Origin of the sequence: Rhizobium sp. YTUHZ044, assembly GCF_051123975.1 — a bacterium.
Classification (GTDB): domain Bacteria; phylum Pseudomonadota; class Alphaproteobacteria; order Rhizobiales; family Rhizobiaceae; genus Rhizobium.
Genome location: NZ_CP101426.1, coordinates 1,091,798 through 1,106,782, shown reverse-complemented (window position 1 = coordinate 1,106,782; position 14,985 = coordinate 1,091,798). Strand labels below are relative to the sequence as shown.

Sequence of the window (14,985 nt, the reverse complement as noted above, 5' to 3'; positions counted from 1 at the left end):
CCCTGCCCCATGCGCCGTCAACGGAAAGCGGCTTCTTACATTCAGCCGATTTCGATCCAGCGACGCTCGTGGAAGGACTGTGCCATGGCATGCACCGACTTTTCTATCCTGAGACCGTCTTTAAATGTCACGATCGACGACGGCTCGCCTGATATTGCCCGGATCAGCTCGCGGCACTCGATGATCTTCAGATCGTTGAAGCCGAGGCCATGGCCAGGAGCCGGGATGAAGCGATCATAGGGCCGATGGGCAGGCGCCGCCAGTATCTTGCGAAAGCCCTGCTCCGAACCCGGCCCTTCTGCCTGATAGAGTTCGAACTCGTTCATGCGCTCCTGGTCGTAGAGGATCGAGCCTTTCGAGCCGTAAATCTGCAGGGCGATGCGCCCCTTGCGACCCCAGGCGGCGCGATTCGCCATCAACACAGCGGAGATGCCGCCGCCGAGGCGCATCAGCACGTTGGCGGCATCGTGATTTTCGACGGCGCGGCGGCCACCCTCGCTGAGGGGACGGTCGGCATAGGGCTTCACCATATCCGTTATGACGGCCTCGACATGGCCGAAAAGATACCAGAGCAACGACAGCGGGTGCACGGCGAAATCGTCAAGCGCACCATAGCCGGCGGAAAGCTCGCTTTTCCAATAGAAGAAGACGTCGGGATCAGCCATGAAATCCTCGTCCATTTCGACGCGGACATGGTTGACCGTACCGATGGCGCCGTCGCCGACAAGCTTCCTGATGTGCCGCATGACGGGATTCTGAATGTAATTATAGCCGAGAGCGGCAATCTTGCCGGACCGCTCCGCCGTCGCCAGCATGCGCTCGGCATCGGCATAGGCGGGCGCCATCGGCTTCTCACACCAGACATGTTTGCCGGCTTCCAGGGCAGCGACCGCCATTTGGGCATGGAACTGATTGGGCGTGGTGACGGAAACGACGTCGACCTCGGGATCGGCGATCAGCGCCCGCCAGTCTGCCGTTGCCTTTTCGAAGCCGAACTCACCGGCACGGGCCTCGGCAAGCCCGGCATTGGCTTCAGCCAGGTGCACGAGCCGCGGACGCTCGACATCGCCGAACACGGTCTTCACCGCATTCCAGGCCAGTGCATGGCACTTGCCCATATAACCGGTGCCGATCAAACCGATGCCAAGTGGCTTCATTTTCCATCTCCTCCAGAAGTGTGCGCGGATTTTTGGAATATCTGGATCATTTTGGCAAGAGACCGTTGGCAGGCATATGGCCCTCATTCTATCGGTGCGATCGTACAAAACCCTTCAATTACAGGCGATTAAAAACAATTAGGCGCGCCGTTCGAAATCGTCTATGCTCGGCAATATGGAATATTTGTTTCATCCCGTGAGCCGCAAGCATGGATAATGATCCCCAAAGGCACGCGCGCGTGCCGCGCGATTTCGAAAGCCTGCGCAGCACCATCATCGAGCGCAAGGCGAACATGCCGAAGCGGCTGGCGCAGGTCGCCGCCTTCGCGCTCGGCAATCCCGATGAAATCGCCTTTGGCACGACGGCGAGCATCGCGGCCGCCTCCGACGTCCAGCCCTCGACGCTGGTACGCCTCGCGCATCATCTCGGTTATGGAGGCTTTTCCGATCTGCAGAGCATCTTCCGCGAACGGCTGCGCGACCGGACGCTGAGCTATGAAGAGCGGCTCGTCACGCTGGAGCAAACGAGCGGCGACGACGAAGACGCCAATCTGCTCTCCGGCTTCATTGCGGCGGCCAGCCAATCGGTCAACCGGCTGGCGGCGACGGTGCAGAGCGATACGTTCACGAAGGCAGTCAATCTCCTTGCCGGCGCCGACACGATCTATCTGATCGCCAAACGGCGCTCCTACCCGCTGACGGCGCACATGACCTACGCTTTTTCCAAGCTCAATATCCGCCATCAGATCGTCGCCTCGCCGAACGGAGTCGACCCTGAGATGGTGCAGTTCGCAACACCCAGGGATGCGGCGATCGCGGCGAGCTTTTCGCCTTACGCGGCCGACAGCCTCAGCCAGAGCCAGGAACTTGCCGACCGTGGCGTCCCCGTCATCGCCATTACCGATTCGGCCTTCTCGCCCCTCGCTGCCTGCGCCACGCACTGGTTCGAAGTGGCGGAGGCCGATTTTGCCGGCTTCCGCTCGCTGTCGGCCTCGATGGCGCTGACCATGGCGCTGCCGGTCGCCATCGCCGAACGGCGTCGAAAACGTCAGCATTCAAAAGCTGTAAAAGCCAAAATGGAATAAACATTCCGAATTGACAAAATATCGGAACCGATGTTTCATTATTAAAAATTCGCAGGCACTGGAAGCCGCGCAAAATCTAGCGGGAGGACATCATGATACAATCGAATCCGGGATTACAGCCGGAGCCGGCGCTTGATGTAATCACCATCGGCCGCTCCTCGGTCGATCTTTACGGCCAGCAGATCGGTTCGCGACTGGAGGATATCGCCTCTTTCGCCAAATCCGTCGGGGGCTGCCCGTCCAATATCGCCATCGGCACGGCGCGGCTCGGCCTCAAGTCCGGGCTCATCACCCGCGTCGGCGACGAGCAGATGGGACGCTTCATCCGTGAGCAGGCGGCGCGGGAAGGTGTGGCGACGGACGGCATCGTCACCGACAAGGAACGGCTGACAGCGCTGGTGCTGCTTGCGGTCGAGGCCGAAGGCGTGTCGCCGATGATCTTCTATCGCTCCGACTGCGCCGACATGGCGCTCGAGGAAGGCGATATCGACGAGAATTTCATCAAGTCGTCGCGCGCCGTTCTCGTTTCCGGCACGCATTTTTCGCGGCCCAACACCGAGGCCGCGCAGCGCAAGGCGATCCGCATCGCCAAGGAGAACGGCCGCAAGGTGATCTTCGACATCGACTACCGGCCGAATCTCTGGGGCCTTGCCGGCCATGCGGAAGGCTTCGAGCGCTACGTGAAGTCCGACCGCGTCTCTTCGAAGATGAAGGAGACGCTGCCGGATTGCGATCTCATCGTCGGCACCGAAGAAGAAATCCTCATCGCGTCGGGCGCGGACGACGTACTCGGCGCGCTGAAGGAGATCCGACGGCTGACGCCGGCGACCATCGTGCTCAAGCGCGGCGCGATGGGCTGCATCGTTTATGACGGGCCGATCGCCGACGACCTCGAAGCCGGCATCGTCGGCCAGGGCTTCCCGATCGAGGTGTACAACGTGCTCGGCGCCGGCGACGCCTTCATGTCCGGCTTCCTGCGCGGCTTCCTGCGCGATGAGCCGCTGAAGACCTGCGCCACCTGGGCCAATGCCTGCGGCGCCTTCGCCGTCTCCCGACTGCTCTGCTCGCCCGAATATCCGACCTGGGCGGAACTCGACTTCTTCCTGAAGACCGGCAGCAAACATCGGGCGCTGCGCAAGGACGAGGCGATCAACCATATCCATTGGGCATCGACCCGGCGCGGCGAAATCCCGCTTCTGATGGCGCTGGCGATCGACCACCGCTCGCAGCTTGTCAGCGTCGCCGATGAACTCGGCGTCGGCCATGACAAGATCGTCGCCTTCAAGCGGCTCGCCGTCGAAGCCGCCGCTCGCGTTTCGAACGGCCGCGAGGGCTACGGCATGCTGATCGATGAACGTTTCGGCCGCGACGCATTCTTCGATGCGGCGACGAAGAATTTCTCCTGGATCGGCCGGCCTGTCGAACTGCCGGGCTCGAAGCCGCTGCGCTTCGAATTCAGCCAGGATATCGGCTCGCAGCTTGTCGAATGGCCGCTCGACCATTGCATCAAGTGCCTGTGCTTCTACCACCCCGACGATCCGGCCGAATTGAAGACGGAGCAGCAGGAGAAGCTGCGCACGCTTTTCGAGGCCGCGCGCAAAGTCGGTCGCGAGCTGCTGGTGGAAATCATCGCCGGCAAGAACGGCCCGCTCGCCGACGATACGATCGCCACCGCGCTGGAGGAACTCTACGCGCTCGGCATCAAGCCGGACTGGTGGAAGCTGGAGCCGCAGGCTTCCGGCGAAGCCTGGAAGAAGATCGATGCGGTGATCGCCAAAAATGATCCATGGTGCCGTGGTATCGTGCTTCTCGGGCTCGAAGCGCCCGCAGAGGAACTGATCTCCTGTTTCGAGGCGACGCTGGCGGCTCCCTCGGTGAAGGGCTTCGCCGTCGGCCGGACGATCTTTGCCGATCCGGCGCGCGCCTGGCTCTCCGGCGAAATAAACGACGAGGCGGCAATCGCCGACATGGCCAGCCGTTTCCGGCAATTGACAGAGGCCTGGCTTCAGACGCGCGGGCTTCACTGAGAATTAGACCCCTCCCCAACCCCTCCCCACGAGGGGGAGGGACTTAACTTGAGGAATCGCTTCACGCCACAAACGAGCTCTCTTGCGGACGCAACGTTGCGGTGAAATGCGGCGAGCCCCCACGAGTTAGCCCCTCCCTTGTGGGAAGGGGTTGGGGAGGGGAAACCAGACAAAAAGTTAAAAGTTCGGGAGGCCCCGATGGGCAAGACGATACGGTTGACGATGGCGCAGGCCATCGCGCATTTCCTGAAAGTACAGATGACTGTTGTCGACGGCAAAAAGGTGCCGATCTTCGGCGGCGTCTGGGCGATCTTCGGCCACGGCAACGTCGCCGGCATCGGCGAGGCTCTCTATCAGGTGCGCGGGGAATTGACGACCTACCGCGCTCATAACGAACAGGGCATGGCGCATGCCGCGATCGCCTATGCCAAGGCAAATTTCCGCACGCGCTTCATGGCCTGCACGACCTCGATCGGCCCCGGCGCGCTGAACATGGTGACGGCCGCGGGTGTCGCCCATGTCAACCGCATTCCCGTTCTCTTCCTGCCTGGCGACGTCTTCGCCAACCGCGCGCCGGATCCGGTGCTGCAGCAGATCGAGGATTTCGGCGACGGCACCGTGTCGGCCAATGATGCCTTCCGCCCGGTTTCGCGTTACTTCGACCGGATCACCCGGCCGGAGCAGATCATCACGGCGCTAAAGCGGGCCATGCAGGTGCTGACCGATCCGCTCGATTGCGGCCCGGTGACGCTGTCGCTCTGCCAGGACGTTCAGGCCGAGGCCTTCGATTATCCGGAAAGCCTGTTCGAAGAAAAAGTCTGGACGACCCGCCGGCCGCAGCCGGATGCCGACGAACTGGCAAATGCCATCGCCCTTATCAAGGCATCAGAGAAGCCGGTGATCGTTGCCGGCGGCGGCGTGCTCTATTCGCAGGCAACGAAGGAACTCGCGGCCTTTGCCGAAAGCCACGCCATTCCCGTCGTCGTCACTCAGGCCGGCAAGTCGTCGATCAACGAGACCCATCCGCTGGCGCTCGGCTCGGTCGGCGTCACCGGCACATCGGCGGCGAACGCGATCGCCGAAGAGACGGATCTCGTCATCGCCGTCGGCACGCGCTGCCAGGATTTCACGACCGGCTCCTGGGCGCTCTTCAAGAACGACAGCCTGAAGATGGTCGGCCTCAACGTCGCCGCCTATGACGCGGTGAAGCACGACAGCCACCCTGTGGTGGCCGATGCCCGCGAAGGGCTGAAGGCGCTTTCGGCAGGGCTTTCCGGCTGGAAGGCGCCGGCAGCGCTTAGCGAGAAGGCAGTTGCGGAAAAGAAACTCTGGATGGAGGCTGCCACCAAGGCGATGGCGGCGACCAACACCGCCCTGCCCTCCGATGCGCAGGTGATCGGCGCGGTGGCGCGCACTCTCGGCGGCGAGAACACGACAGTGCTTTGCGCCGCAGGCGGTCTGCCCGGCGAGTTGCACAAGCTCTGGCCGGCGACGGCGCCCGGCAGTTATCATATGGAATACGGCTTCTCCTGCATGGGCTACGAGATCGCCGGCGGGCTCGGCGCCAAGATGGCGCGCCCCGAACGGGATGTCGTCGTCATGGTCGGCGACGGTTCCTACATGATGATGAACTCCGAGATCGCGACCTCGGTCATGCTCGGCCTCAAGATCAATATCGTCATGCTCGACAATCGCGGTTATGGTTGCATCAACCGGTTGCAAATGGGGACCGGTGGCGCCAACTTCAACAATCTGCTGAAGGACTCCTATCACGAGGTGATGCCGGAGATCGATTTCCGCGCGCATGCCGAAAGCATGGGCGCCATCGCCGTCAAGGTCAGCTCCATCGCCGAACTCGAGCAGGCGATCGTCGATTCGAGGAAGAATGATCGTACGTCCGTCTTCGTCATCGACACTGATCCCTTGATCACCACTGAGGCCGGCGGCCATTGGTGGGATGTCGCGGTGCCGGAAGTCAGCCCGCGCGAAGAAGTCAACAAGGCGCGCAGGGGTTATGTCGAAGCCCGCGGCTCCCAGCGCATCGGCTGAACAGGTTTAGCCCCATTTTTCCGGAGGAGCGGACCCGCTCCTCCGCAATGTCTTCAAGGAGAATATTGATGAAGGCCAAACTCGGCATGTCGCCCATCGCATGGTGGAACGACGACCTTCCTGAGCTTAGCGACGATGTGTCGCTTGAAGAATGCCTGCGGCAATCGCGCAGTGCCGGTTTCACCGGCATGGAGCAAGGCCGCCGTTTCCCCAGCAACCCGGAGGAGATGCTGCCCATCCTGCGCGCCGCCGACGTGACGCTCTGCGGCGGCTGGTTCTCCGGCACGCTTGTCAATGAGGAGCTTGCCGCCAACAAGGACCGCATCGCGCCGATGATCGAGCTTTTCAAGGCGGTCAATGCGCCCTGCATCGTCTATGGCGAAGTCGGCCGCTCCATACAGGGCGACCGCTCCAAGCCGCTCGCCACCAAGCCGCGCCTCACCGACGACGAGATGAAGGCCTATGCGCGCCGCGTCACCGAATTCGGCGAATGGTGCGCCGAGCAAGGCATGCCGCTCTCTTATCACCACCACATGGCGGCCGTCGTCGAAACCGAGCCGGAGCTTGACGCCTTCATGCGCAATTCGGGCGAAGGTATTCCGCTGCTGCTCGACGCCGGGCATCTGGCCTTTGCCGGCGGCGATGTGCTGCGCGCCATCGACAATCACCACGCCCGCATCAACCACGTCCACGTCAAGGACATTCGCCAATCCGTAGTGGACGGACTCGATCGCAGCCGGCAATCCTTCCTCGACGCCGTAGCGCTCGGCGCCTTCACAGTGCCAGGCGATGGATCACTCGATTTCGGCGCCATCGTCCAGCGCTTCGCCGACCACGGCTATGAAGGCTGGTTCGTCGTCGAGGCCGAACAGGATCCGCGCAAGGCGCCGCCGCAGAAGATGGCCGAGATCGGCCATGCCGAACTAATGCGCGTGATGACGGCGGCTGGTTATACGGTGGAAACGGAAGGTTTCCCGAAGCGGTAACGGAAAGAAGGCCCCTCCCCACCGGTGATGGGTTGAACGAACTGCCGGAGCAAGGAGCCCCCTCATCCGCCCTTCGGGCACCTTTGCCGGGGTTGAGCCACGGGGCTCAACCCGTCCTTCGCCCCCCCAGCGGAGAGGGGGAAACGAGGCAGCGCGGCATACACCTTCTCCCCTCGGGGAGAAGGTGCCGGGAGCCGGATGGGGGGCTGCGCCTATCAACATACGAGGAGAAACACCAATGCCAAACCTCAAGGTGAAACCATCAGGCACGCATGGCTGCGTCACACATGTCACCCCGGAAAGCGCCGGCTGGGCCTATGTCGGGTTCGATCTGCACCGGATCAAACCGGGCGAGACTGTTTCGGGAGAGACCGGCGAGCGCGAGGTCTGCCTGGTCTGGGTCAGCGGCAAAGGCAAGGCTTCGGCCGGCGCGAAGGATTTCGGGACGCTCGGCGATCGGATGAACCCCTTCGACGGGGCTCCGCACGCGCTTTATATCCCGATGGGTTCGAATTGGTCGGTCACGGCGGAAACTGATCTGGAACTCGCCGTCTGCTCGGCGCCCGGCGGCGGCGATTATCAGGCGAAGGCGATCCCGCCCGGTACGCATCCGCAGGTGACGCGCGGCAAGGGCACGAATGTGCGCTACGTCAACAACATCATGCCTGAGGACGATAATTCGGCGCATTCCCTGCTCGTCGTCGAGGTGATCACGCCAGGTGGCCACACCTCCTCCTATCCGCCGCACAAGCACGATCAGGACGACCTGCCGAACGAGAGCTTCCTGGAAGAGACTTACTACCATCGCCTCAATCCACCGCAGGGTTTCGGTTTCCAGCGCGTCTACACCGACGACCGCTCGCTCGACGAGGCCATGGCGATCGAGGACGGCGACGTGACACTGGTGCCGAAGGGTTATCACCCCTGCGCGGCAACGCATGGCTATGATCTCTATTATCTCAATGTCATGGCTGGGCCGAAGCGGATCTGGAAATTCCACAATGCCGCCGAGCACGAATGGCTGCTGAAGGTATAAAGGCCGCGTTCGATCGCTAAATAATCTGACAGCGCCAAACCGTCGATGATGGTTCACTGCCTCCATCCAATGAGGATGGAGGATCATCATGCATAGCTCGAATTTCACGATACCGGCCCGCAATATCCGCTCTTCGCGGCTCATCCGGCCCGGCCTTCTCTCTGCAGTCGGCACGGCGGTCCGCTGGCTGGGGCGCAAGATCGGCGAACGGCGCAACTACAATGCGCTGATGGAACTTTCCGACGCTCAGTTGAAGGATGTCGGCCTCTCCCGGGGGCAGACAGAAAGCGACGTGCACGTTTACAGCCGCTACTGAAACATCAAACTCACTGTGTTACTGTGCCCCTGTGCAGCCTTGTCGGGCTGCCTGCCTGAACCGGATGATACGATGTTGCAGTTTTCAACAGCACTGCTCCTGAAAACGAAGACCGTCACCATTCGTGACGTCGTCTGCAATGGCGAGTGCCGCCACAAGAGCGACGAGGAATGTGCTCACAAGACAAGCCTCGTCTATCCCTATCGCGGCGTCTTCATGCGCCATGTCGGCCGCACGGATACGGTGGCTGAAGCCAATCAGGTGTTGTTCTTCAATGCCGCTCAGGGCTATCGGATCAGTCATCCGATCGCGGGCGGCGATGCCTGTATCGACCTGTCGATCGACGAATCCATGCTGGAAGAGCTGGCGCCGAAGGAGCAGGCGCAGCCCGGCCCGGCCTTTTCCTTCCGCCGCCAGCGCCGGCGGATCGACCCGCGCGCGCAGGCGCTGGTCGCCCTGCTGCGTCACGGTCTTAGGCGCAACGTCGCCGAAACACTCGAGGCGGAAACGCTGGCCCTGACGCTGGTTCGCCGCTCGCTCGGCGAGCGCACGTCGCACGCCGCCGGCGCCAGCCTCGGCCGGCAGAAACTCGTCGACCGGGCAAAGCTGGTGCTTTCCTCCGATCTCGCGCGACGCTGGACGCTTGCGGAAATCGCCTCGGAAGTCGGCGTTTCCCCTGTTTACCTCACCCAGGTCTTCCAGCAGGTCGAGGCCACGCCGCTCTATCGCTATCAGCTGAGGCTGCGGCTTGCCCGGGCGCTCGATCTGCTCGGCCAGTATGACGATCTGACCTCACTCGGCCTCGATCTCGGTTTTTCCAGCCACAGTCATTTCAGCGCCTCTTTCAAACAGGCCTTCGGTCAGACTTCGGCCGAATTTCAGCGCTCGGCGCAACTGCGGCGCCGACCGTAGAGCTTTTCCGAGTTGATCATCGCTAAAGTTTTCGACAGCGATGACGCGGTCTTCGATGCTCTTATGGCGCTGTCCCGATCCAGGGACGATCAATGGAGGATTACCCGATGAAGAAGACCACATGTGCTGCCTGCGACTGCGAACTCGGCGCCGAGATCATCACCGTCAAGCTCGGCGGCAGGACCGTCGAAGTCTGCTGCCAGGAATGCGCCGAGGCATTGAACGAGGCGGAAGCGTCGACGTCGGCCGCTCAGAGCGGCAACGAATAGGGGCAATCGCCGGAGGCCGCGCCGGGAAGGCGCGGCCTCCGCCTCTCAGGCGGGCAGAAGCCCGTATCGCCAGCCGCGGCGTCTGGCATTCTCAGACAGCACCAGCAAGGCAAGCACCACCATGCCTGCCTCGGCAAAGACAGGCACCATCCAGATTCCCTGCTCGCCGAAGACGAAGGGCAGCAGGAAGGTGAGAGGCAGGGTGAGAAGATAGGGTCGCGACAGACCGAAGATCGCCGCGCGCGGCGCATCCCCGATCGACTGAAAATAGGACGACAGGATCAGCATCTGCCCGAAGAGAAAATAGGCGCCGATCGTCCAGGGCAGAATTCGCCTGACCTCGGCGATAATGGCGGGATCGCCAACGAAAACGGCGCCGATGCGACCGGCCAGCAATTCCACCGTGATCTCCACCAGGCTGCAATAGACGAGTGCCGAGAGCATGGCGATCTGCAGGCTTCGGCCGACGCGCAACCCAAGGCCGGCGCCGTGATTGTTGCCGGCGATCGTCTGCAGTGTGATGCTGAGGCCAAGCAGCGGCAGATAGGTGAAGGTCAGGATGCGGGTGATAATGCCGTAGGCGGCAAGGGTGGCGGTATACTCACGCGTGCTCCAGAGCGAGACGTTGACCAGAATCGCGGCCGAGGCAAGCGATATGCCGATGAAACCGAGGCTCATCGGCGCGCCCAAGGCGACGATGCCGCGCCACTCGACAAGGGCGAATGCGGGAGAAGGCCTGAGTGTCGCCGGCCGGCGACAGCGATAGACGAGCACGGCCACGAGACAGATGAACTGCGAGGCGATGGAGCCTGCGGCCGAACCGACCACGCCCCAATGCATCACTGCCATGAACAGCCAGTTGGCGAGGATGTTAAGCAGTGAGGCCGAAAGTGTGACCACCGTCATGAACCCGATCCTGCCTTCACAGCGCAGCCCGTCGAGATGCAGCGACAGGAAGAAACTCACCGGCGTCGAGGCGATCATCGCGCCCATGAAGAGCATGGCGCCGTCGGCCACGGCGGTGTTGCCGGCGGCGCCGGCATCGATGATCCGCCCGCCGAGGGTCCAGTAGACCATGAAGAGAATCACGATGACGGCGAGCGCCAGCGTATGGGCGCCGGAAAATACCCGACGCGCGCCCTGGCGATCGCCGGCACCGAGCCGACGGGCGAGGATGCTTCCCATGCCGTTCGAGACGAGCGATTGCAGGGCGACCAGCAGCATAAGCCCCGGGAAGATCAGGCTGACGGCTGAGAGGGCGTCGGGGCCGACATAGGCCCCCAGGAAATAGGCGTCGACGACAGCAAACAGGCCGTTGACAGTGGTGATCGCGACGATCGGCGCCGCAGTTCTGATGAATACGCCCGGCAGCCAGCCGGTGAGGAAGGCATTGTCATTGGAAGGATCGGCCATGGAGAAATCCCTGCGATATCGGGCGACATCCGCTGCGGCTTGAACAAGCGCATGCATGCGGACAGCCTGGAAAGGATGAGGAGCGATCAGAGATCGAGCACCAAATGAGGCACGCCGTTCGAGGTCTTCCTGGGGGAGACGCCGTCGGCATCGATCTGTGCACTCACGCGTCGACGATAGGCTGAAAAGCTCTCGAAGGTGACCACGTCAACCGCTACATCGAAATGGATGCTGATTCGGTGGAGGCCGCCCGGCAGAGCCGAAAGCGAGAGAATTTCGCCCGTGAACGGCTGATTGAGATAGCGGCCGCGAATATGGGCGCCGACGAAGAGCGGCGTCTTCGTAGCCGCATTGGGTTTTGCCGCCAGAGCCGCAAGCGTATTCCAGTCACGCGCGCCGTGCTGGCGGGCGATCATTTCCAAGGCCGCACCGTGGGTCAGCGCGGTGCCGCGATCGTTCATCGCCTGGCGCAAGCGCTTAGCCTGGGCCTTCAGTTCTTCAATGCCGGGATAGGTCGTCATGGAGTGAGCCTTCGCAAGGCATGCTCTTCGACTGCAAATGGGAGCTCGCATTGCCGTCAGTCAGCATGCACAAGGGGCCGTGACCATGATCACGAGGGCTTCACCATGGATTTTCATCCGCGAGCGGCCGGTGCCTCGAACCGGGGCTTTGTATGCGCGATCGCCGTCGGCATGTCAAGAATGGCGCGACTGCCCGCAGAATTGCGCGAATTTGGAGCAGACCTGGCCGGAATCGATGCGATTTCCAGCGATTCTCAGCAACAGCCTTCAATCTTAACGACGATCTTCAGCAATCGTCAGCACTCTTGCATTATTCTCTGCTTATGATGAGCGGAGGCTAAAAGGGCCTTTCAGATGCACCTCGACACAGAACACCCCAAGCCGGAACGTGCCTACAGGGAGTTTCACCTCGACAGGCCCGGCAATATCATCTTCGTCGGCCATCACCTCAGCACCGGAACCCAGGTGCGCTGCCTGATTCGCACGATCACGCTTGCCGGCGCGGTGCTCGAAGTCAGTCCGAGCCTCGAGATGCCGAGCCATTTCTTTCTCGAAATACTCGGCATCCATGACGAGATCGGCGCCACCGTGGTCAAACGCGAAGAAGAACTGGTGACGATCAGCTTCAACATGCTGCTCAATCCGGAATTCTTGCACCACGTGCTGCGATTGAGCTTCGAAAACTGAGGCCGCCTCCAATCGCCGCCCGATCGGGGCGCGGCCTCCTCGTCTCGCCCCTTCTTGCTGAGAGATGCGCGATGATCGGTATGATCCAGAGAAGTCCGCGCCATTCCGGGCCATCGAGCGGATCGGCCATGGGATCGCGGCGCATCCGGTAATTGCGGGACGCGACTTCGTTGAAGAGAACTACCCAGTTGAGAAGCATTGCCTATCCTCCATCTATTGCTGGAGTAGTTGAGCTAAGCCTTCACGCCTTCGCTATGTAGAGGCATGGAGGAAAGGGGGTTTTCATCCATGAAAGAGGCGAGCTGGGACGATCTGCAGCTTTTCTTCCATGTCGCGACCGGCGGCGGGCTTTCGGCGGCGGCGGCGCGGACGGGGCTCAGTGCGCCGACGATCGGCCGGCGCATGCTGGGGCTCGAACGGCTGACCGGCCGGTCGCTGTTCAACCGCGGCCCCACAGGCTACCTGCTTGCCAAGGACGGCCAGGAGTTGCTCGATCGCGTCCGGCTGATGCAGGATGCGGCGCGGGCGATCTCCGACTGGCGCGGTGAAGTGCTGACGCTGCCGATTGTGTCGACGGTCGTCGACAGCTGGACGTCGCGCTTCATCGCCGACCACCTGGCCAGCGTCTGGACGCCGAAAGACTGCTTTCGCATGTGCTATAAGACTTGTGACGCGAGCGTCGATTTCACCTATCGCGAGGCGCATATCGCCATTCGCCACAGCCGGCCGGATGGCGGCAACGTCGCGATCCGCCGTTCAGTCAAGGTAGCGCATGCGGTTTATCAGGCAGCCGATTATGACGAGAGCAATTGTAACTGGATCTCGCTCGGAACAGATATCGCCATAACACCGGCGGACAAGTGGACTTTCGAACAGCCGGATTATTGGATCACCAGCTGGACGAACACGCCGCATATGCTCTTTTACCTGATCCGAGGGGGCGCCGGCCGCGGCGTGTTGCCCTGTTTCATCGGCGACGAGGAGCGCAAGCTCGTCCGAGCTGGGCCTGTCATCGATGCATTGACCTACGAGGTGTGGATTGTCGCGCATGACGACGAGCGGCAAAGGCCGGAAGTCAGGACGGTCATCGATCGCCTGGCCACACTGTTTGCCGATCATGAGGATCTCTTTGCCGGAGAGAGACCGTTGGTCTGAAGCGAACAAGAACGCGGGCCAGCGGGCCCGCGTTTGCTCACCGGTTGGTTTCATCACGCGGCGAGATGCCGCTCGATATCGTCGATCGGCAGATTGGTATAGTCTTTCGCCAATTCCGCCAATATAGCCGCCTGCGTCCCGGCGCTCAGCGCCGGCCGCAGGGTGCCGAGCGCCTTCGGCGGCGCGATGAGGACGATACGGCGCGCATCCTTTGCCTGCGTCAGCTCGTCCATTCGCTCAGCCACATGTTTCAGAAATTGCGCTTCGGCCTGCTCCTGCCAGCTGGTCTCTTCGACAGCGCTGCGGCTCCATCCATCAGCGGCATGGCTGCGGCCAGGCTTGTCGCTGCCGAGCTCACGATCGGGCTCGTTCGGCTGCGTCAGCGTTTCCAACACCGTCAGGCTCATCAGCTGGGCATCGCCGGCATTCTGCATGATCAGCGCCTTGGCTCCATTGCAGACTACGACCCATGATTTCCCGGGGATTCTGATGTCGGTCATCTTCAACTCCTCGCTGTCGTCATCGAAGCGCCTTGCTTCATCGATCGAAAGCGCGTCGCGATCTTTCAGATTCGCTCCTTGCGCTTTCGGTTTTTGTTTTTACGCATGTCGTTATCGCAAACCGCTGACACTTTTGCGCGACATGCTTTAGGCAGAACGCCCGACCATTGAAAGAGTTCGAGAAAACTGCGCCGAAATCGGTCGGGGAACAATCCGTAATGCATTTTGGCGGGAGAGCCTGCGTTCCGATTCTGAACATTCGGCGTACCGCATGGAAACAAAATTTGAACTCGTTAAAATTGTCTTTTTATATTTGACGAATGTGCAAAACATTCATGTGACCGTGGCTGAAGCAAGATCAGCTTGCTCCAGAGCAAGAACCCCCAATTGTGCCCTGCCTGACGGAGAATGTAAGATGACTATGCTCCGCGCCACACACCTTGCAACGGTCAAATCCGCCATTTACGACCTGCGCTGGGAAGAGTTCAACGTCAAGCGCCCGGCCCGTATCGTCGCCGTCCGGCCGTGCCTCACCGGAGTCTCGATGCGAAGCGCCGAGATCATCGACATATCGCAGGGCGGTGCGACGTTCATCGTCTCGACCACCGCCGGTCTGCCGAAACATTATTATCTCAACATTCTCGGACTAGCCTATCGGATCGGCTGTGCCGAGGTCTACCGCAATAAGGAACGCATCGGCGTGAGGTTCATCAACCTCCTGGACCCCGAGGTTCTGCGCCGCGTCGTGCGCGCCGATTTCCTTGTCGGCAATATGGAAGCGATCGACGCCCGGCGTGCGCCGATGTTTCGGGAGACAAGGCCGGCGGCCAGTCTCGCATAAGTCGTCGATCGAAGGCGAAATTGGCGGCGAT

General features: G+C 61.6%; 17 protein-coding genes. 12 read left to right on the top strand and 5 right to left on the bottom strand.

The window, feature by feature from the left end:
* Nucleotides 1-41: 41 nt before the first annotated feature.
* Entirely contained in the window at nucleotides 42-1,157 is a 1,116-nt protein-coding gene (locus NL154_RS05415; protein ID WP_434733710.1) for a Gfo/Idh/MocA family protein, read from the bottom strand.
* Between the two features lie 209 nt (nucleotides 1,158-1,366).
* Here NL154_RS05415 and NL154_RS05410 point away from each other — a divergent pair, with 209 nt between their 5' ends.
* The 8 genes from NL154_RS05410 to NL154_RS05375 all read left to right on the top strand — a co-directional run bounded on the left by NL154_RS05410 (nucleotide 1,367) and on the right by NL154_RS05375 (nucleotide 9,837).
* A complete protein-coding gene (locus NL154_RS05410; RefSeq protein WP_210628521.1) occupies nucleotides 1,367-2,242 on the top strand; it encodes a MurR/RpiR family transcriptional regulator in 876 nt (291 codons plus the stop codon).
* Nucleotides 2,243-2,334: 92 nt separating this feature from the next.
* Entirely contained in the window at nucleotides 2,335-4,269 is a 1,935-nt protein-coding gene (locus NL154_RS05405; protein WP_221147730.1) for a bifunctional 5-dehydro-2-deoxygluconokinase/5-dehydro-2-deoxyphosphogluconate aldolase, read from the top strand.
* Between the two features lie 198 nt (nucleotides 4,270-4,467).
* Complete coding sequence (gene iolD / locus NL154_RS05400; protein ID WP_434733709.1) at nucleotides 4,468-6,318, top strand: 3D-(3,5/4)-trihydroxycyclohexane-1,2-dione acylhydrolase (decyclizing); 1,851 nt, start codon at nucleotides 4,468-4,470, stop codon at nucleotides 6,316-6,318.
* Nucleotides 6,319-6,386: 68 nt separating this feature from the next.
* Nucleotides 6,387-7,304, top strand: coding sequence for a myo-inosose-2 dehydratase (gene iolE / locus NL154_RS05395; protein WP_210628524.1), 918 nt, complete (start codon nucleotides 6,387-6,389; stop codon nucleotides 7,302-7,304).
* Nucleotides 7,305-7,542: 238 nt separating this feature from the next.
* On the top strand, nucleotides 7,543-8,340 hold the full coding sequence (iolB, locus tag NL154_RS05390) for a 5-deoxy-glucuronate isomerase (RefSeq protein ID WP_434733708.1): 798 nt from the start codon (nucleotides 7,543-7,545) through the stop codon (nucleotides 8,338-8,340).
* Nucleotides 8,341-8,428: 88 nt separating this feature from the next.
* Nucleotides 8,429-8,656 (top strand): DUF1127 domain-containing protein, encoded by a 228-nt coding sequence (locus tag NL154_RS05385; protein WP_210628526.1) that lies wholly within the window; start codon nucleotides 8,429-8,431, stop codon nucleotides 8,654-8,656.
* Between the two features lie 72 nt (nucleotides 8,657-8,728).
* Nucleotides 8,729-9,568: a helix-turn-helix transcriptional regulator gene (locus NL154_RS05380; RefSeq protein WP_434733707.1), complete on the top strand. Its 840-nt coding sequence runs from the start codon at nucleotides 8,729-8,731 to the stop codon at nucleotides 9,566-9,568.
* Nucleotides 9,569-9,675: 107 nt separating this feature from the next.
* Nucleotides 9,676-9,837: a hypothetical protein gene (locus NL154_RS05375; protein ID WP_210628528.1), complete on the top strand. Its 162-nt coding sequence runs from the start codon at nucleotides 9,676-9,678 to the stop codon at nucleotides 9,835-9,837.
* 45 nt (nucleotides 9,838-9,882) lie between these two features.
* On the opposite strand, the gene NL154_RS05370 is transcribed toward NL154_RS05375, so the two are convergent.
* The gene (locus NL154_RS05370) at nucleotides 9,883-11,250 is read right to left on the bottom strand and encodes an MATE family efflux transporter (protein ID WP_434733706.1); all 1,368 of its coding nucleotides are present in this window, start codon (nucleotides 11,248-11,250) and stop codon (nucleotides 9,883-9,885) included.
* Nucleotides 11,251-11,336: 86 nt separating this feature from the next.
* The gene (locus NL154_RS05365; RefSeq protein WP_434733705.1) at nucleotides 11,337-11,771 is read right to left on the bottom strand and encodes a glyoxalase superfamily protein; all 435 of its coding nucleotides are present in this window, start codon (nucleotides 11,769-11,771) and stop codon (nucleotides 11,337-11,339) included.
* A gap of 105 nt (nucleotides 11,772-11,876) precedes the next feature.
* Between NL154_RS05365 and NL154_RS05360 the strand changes: the two genes are divergently transcribed.
* The gene (locus NL154_RS05360) at nucleotides 11,877-12,098 is read left to right on the top strand and encodes a hypothetical protein (protein WP_221147734.1); all 222 of its coding nucleotides are present in this window, start codon (nucleotides 11,877-11,879) and stop codon (nucleotides 12,096-12,098) included.
* Between the two features lie 27 nt (nucleotides 12,099-12,125).
* Nucleotides 12,126-12,458, top strand: coding sequence for a hypothetical protein (locus NL154_RS05355; protein ID WP_210628532.1), 333 nt, complete (start codon nucleotides 12,126-12,128; stop codon nucleotides 12,456-12,458).
* On the opposite strand, the gene NL154_RS05350 is transcribed toward NL154_RS05355, so the two are convergent.
* Nucleotides 12,409-12,657 (bottom strand): hypothetical protein, encoded by a 249-nt coding sequence (locus tag NL154_RS05350; RefSeq protein WP_434733704.1) that lies wholly within the window; start codon nucleotides 12,655-12,657, stop codon nucleotides 12,409-12,411. The two genes, NL154_RS05355 and NL154_RS05350, sit on opposite strands and share 50 nt — an antisense overlap.
* An 89-nt stretch (nucleotides 12,658-12,746) precedes the next feature.
* On the opposite strand from NL154_RS05350, the gene NL154_RS05345 reads away from it, so the two are divergent.
* Nucleotides 12,747-13,613, top strand: a complete 867-nt coding sequence (locus NL154_RS05345; RefSeq protein WP_221147735.1) for a LysR family transcriptional regulator — start codon at nucleotides 12,747-12,749, stop codon at nucleotides 13,611-13,613.
* A 53-nt stretch (nucleotides 13,614-13,666) separates the two neighbouring features.
* Here NL154_RS05345 and NL154_RS05340 read toward each other — a convergent pair whose 3' ends face one another.
* On the bottom strand, nucleotides 13,667-14,113 hold the full coding sequence (locus NL154_RS05340) for a host attachment protein (protein ID WP_210628534.1): 447 nt from the start codon (nucleotides 14,111-14,113) through the stop codon (nucleotides 13,667-13,669).
* Between the two features lie 415 nt (nucleotides 14,114-14,528).
* On the opposite strand from NL154_RS05340, the gene NL154_RS05335 reads away from it, so the two are divergent.
* Complete coding sequence (locus tag NL154_RS05335; protein ID WP_184453433.1) at nucleotides 14,529-14,954, top strand: PilZ domain-containing protein; 426 nt, start codon at nucleotides 14,529-14,531, stop codon at nucleotides 14,952-14,954.
* Nucleotides 14,955-14,985: the final 31 nt, after the last annotated feature.

What these genes read in the sequence shown, in the direction of transcription:
- NL154_RS05370 (WP_434733706.1), bottom strand. Translation starts at nt 11,250, where the DNA reads ATGGCCGATCCTTCCAATGACAATGCCTTCCTCACCGGCTGGCTGCCG.
- NL154_RS05415 (WP_434733710.1), bottom strand. Translation starts at nt 1,157, where the DNA reads ATGAAGCCACTTGGCATCGGTTTGATCGGCACCGGTTATATGGGCAAG.
- NL154_RS05360 (WP_221147734.1), top strand. Translation starts at nt 11,877, where the DNA reads ATGGATTTTCATCCGCGAGCGGCCGGTGCCTCGAACCGGGGCTTTGTA.
- NL154_RS05335 (WP_184453433.1), top strand. Translation starts at nt 14,529, where the DNA reads ATGACTATGCTCCGCGCCACACACCTTGCAACGGTCAAATCCGCCATT.
- NL154_RS05405 (WP_221147730.1), top strand. Translation starts at nt 2,335, where the DNA reads ATGATACAATCGAATCCGGGATTACAGCCGGAGCCGGCGCTTGATGTA.
- NL154_RS05385 (WP_210628526.1), top strand. Translation starts at nt 8,429, where the DNA reads ATGCATAGCTCGAATTTCACGATACCGGCCCGCAATATCCGCTCTTCG.
- NL154_RS05340 (WP_210628534.1), bottom strand. Translation starts at nt 14,113, where the DNA reads ATGACCGACATCAGAATCCCCGGGAAATCATGGGTCGTAGTCTGCAAT.
- NL154_RS05375 (WP_210628528.1), top strand. Translation starts at nt 9,676, where the DNA reads ATGAAGAAGACCACATGTGCTGCCTGCGACTGCGAACTCGGCGCCGAG.
- NL154_RS05410 (WP_210628521.1), top strand. Translation starts at nt 1,367, where the DNA reads ATGGATAATGATCCCCAAAGGCACGCGCGCGTGCCGCGCGATTTCGAA.
- NL154_RS05380 (WP_434733707.1), top strand. Translation starts at nt 8,729, where the DNA reads ATGTTGCAGTTTTCAACAGCACTGCTCCTGAAAACGAAGACCGTCACC.
- iolD (WP_434733709.1), top strand. Translation starts at nt 4,468, where the DNA reads ATGGGCAAGACGATACGGTTGACGATGGCGCAGGCCATCGCGCATTTC.
- NL154_RS05350 (WP_434733704.1), bottom strand. Translation starts at nt 12,657, where the DNA reads ATGCTTCTCAACTGGGTAGTTCTCTTCAACGAAGTCGCGTCCCGCAAT.
- iolB (WP_434733708.1), top strand. Translation starts at nt 7,543, where the DNA reads ATGCCAAACCTCAAGGTGAAACCATCAGGCACGCATGGCTGCGTCACA.
- NL154_RS05355 (WP_210628532.1), top strand. Translation starts at nt 12,126, where the DNA reads ATGCACCTCGACACAGAACACCCCAAGCCGGAACGTGCCTACAGGGAG.
- iolE (WP_210628524.1), top strand. Translation starts at nt 6,387, where the DNA reads ATGAAGGCCAAACTCGGCATGTCGCCCATCGCATGGTGGAACGACGAC.
- NL154_RS05345 (WP_221147735.1), top strand. Translation starts at nt 12,747, where the DNA reads ATGAAAGAGGCGAGCTGGGACGATCTGCAGCTTTTCTTCCATGTCGCG.
- NL154_RS05365 (WP_434733705.1), bottom strand. Translation starts at nt 11,771, where the DNA reads ATGACGACCTATCCCGGCATTGAAGAACTGAAGGCCCAGGCTAAGCGC.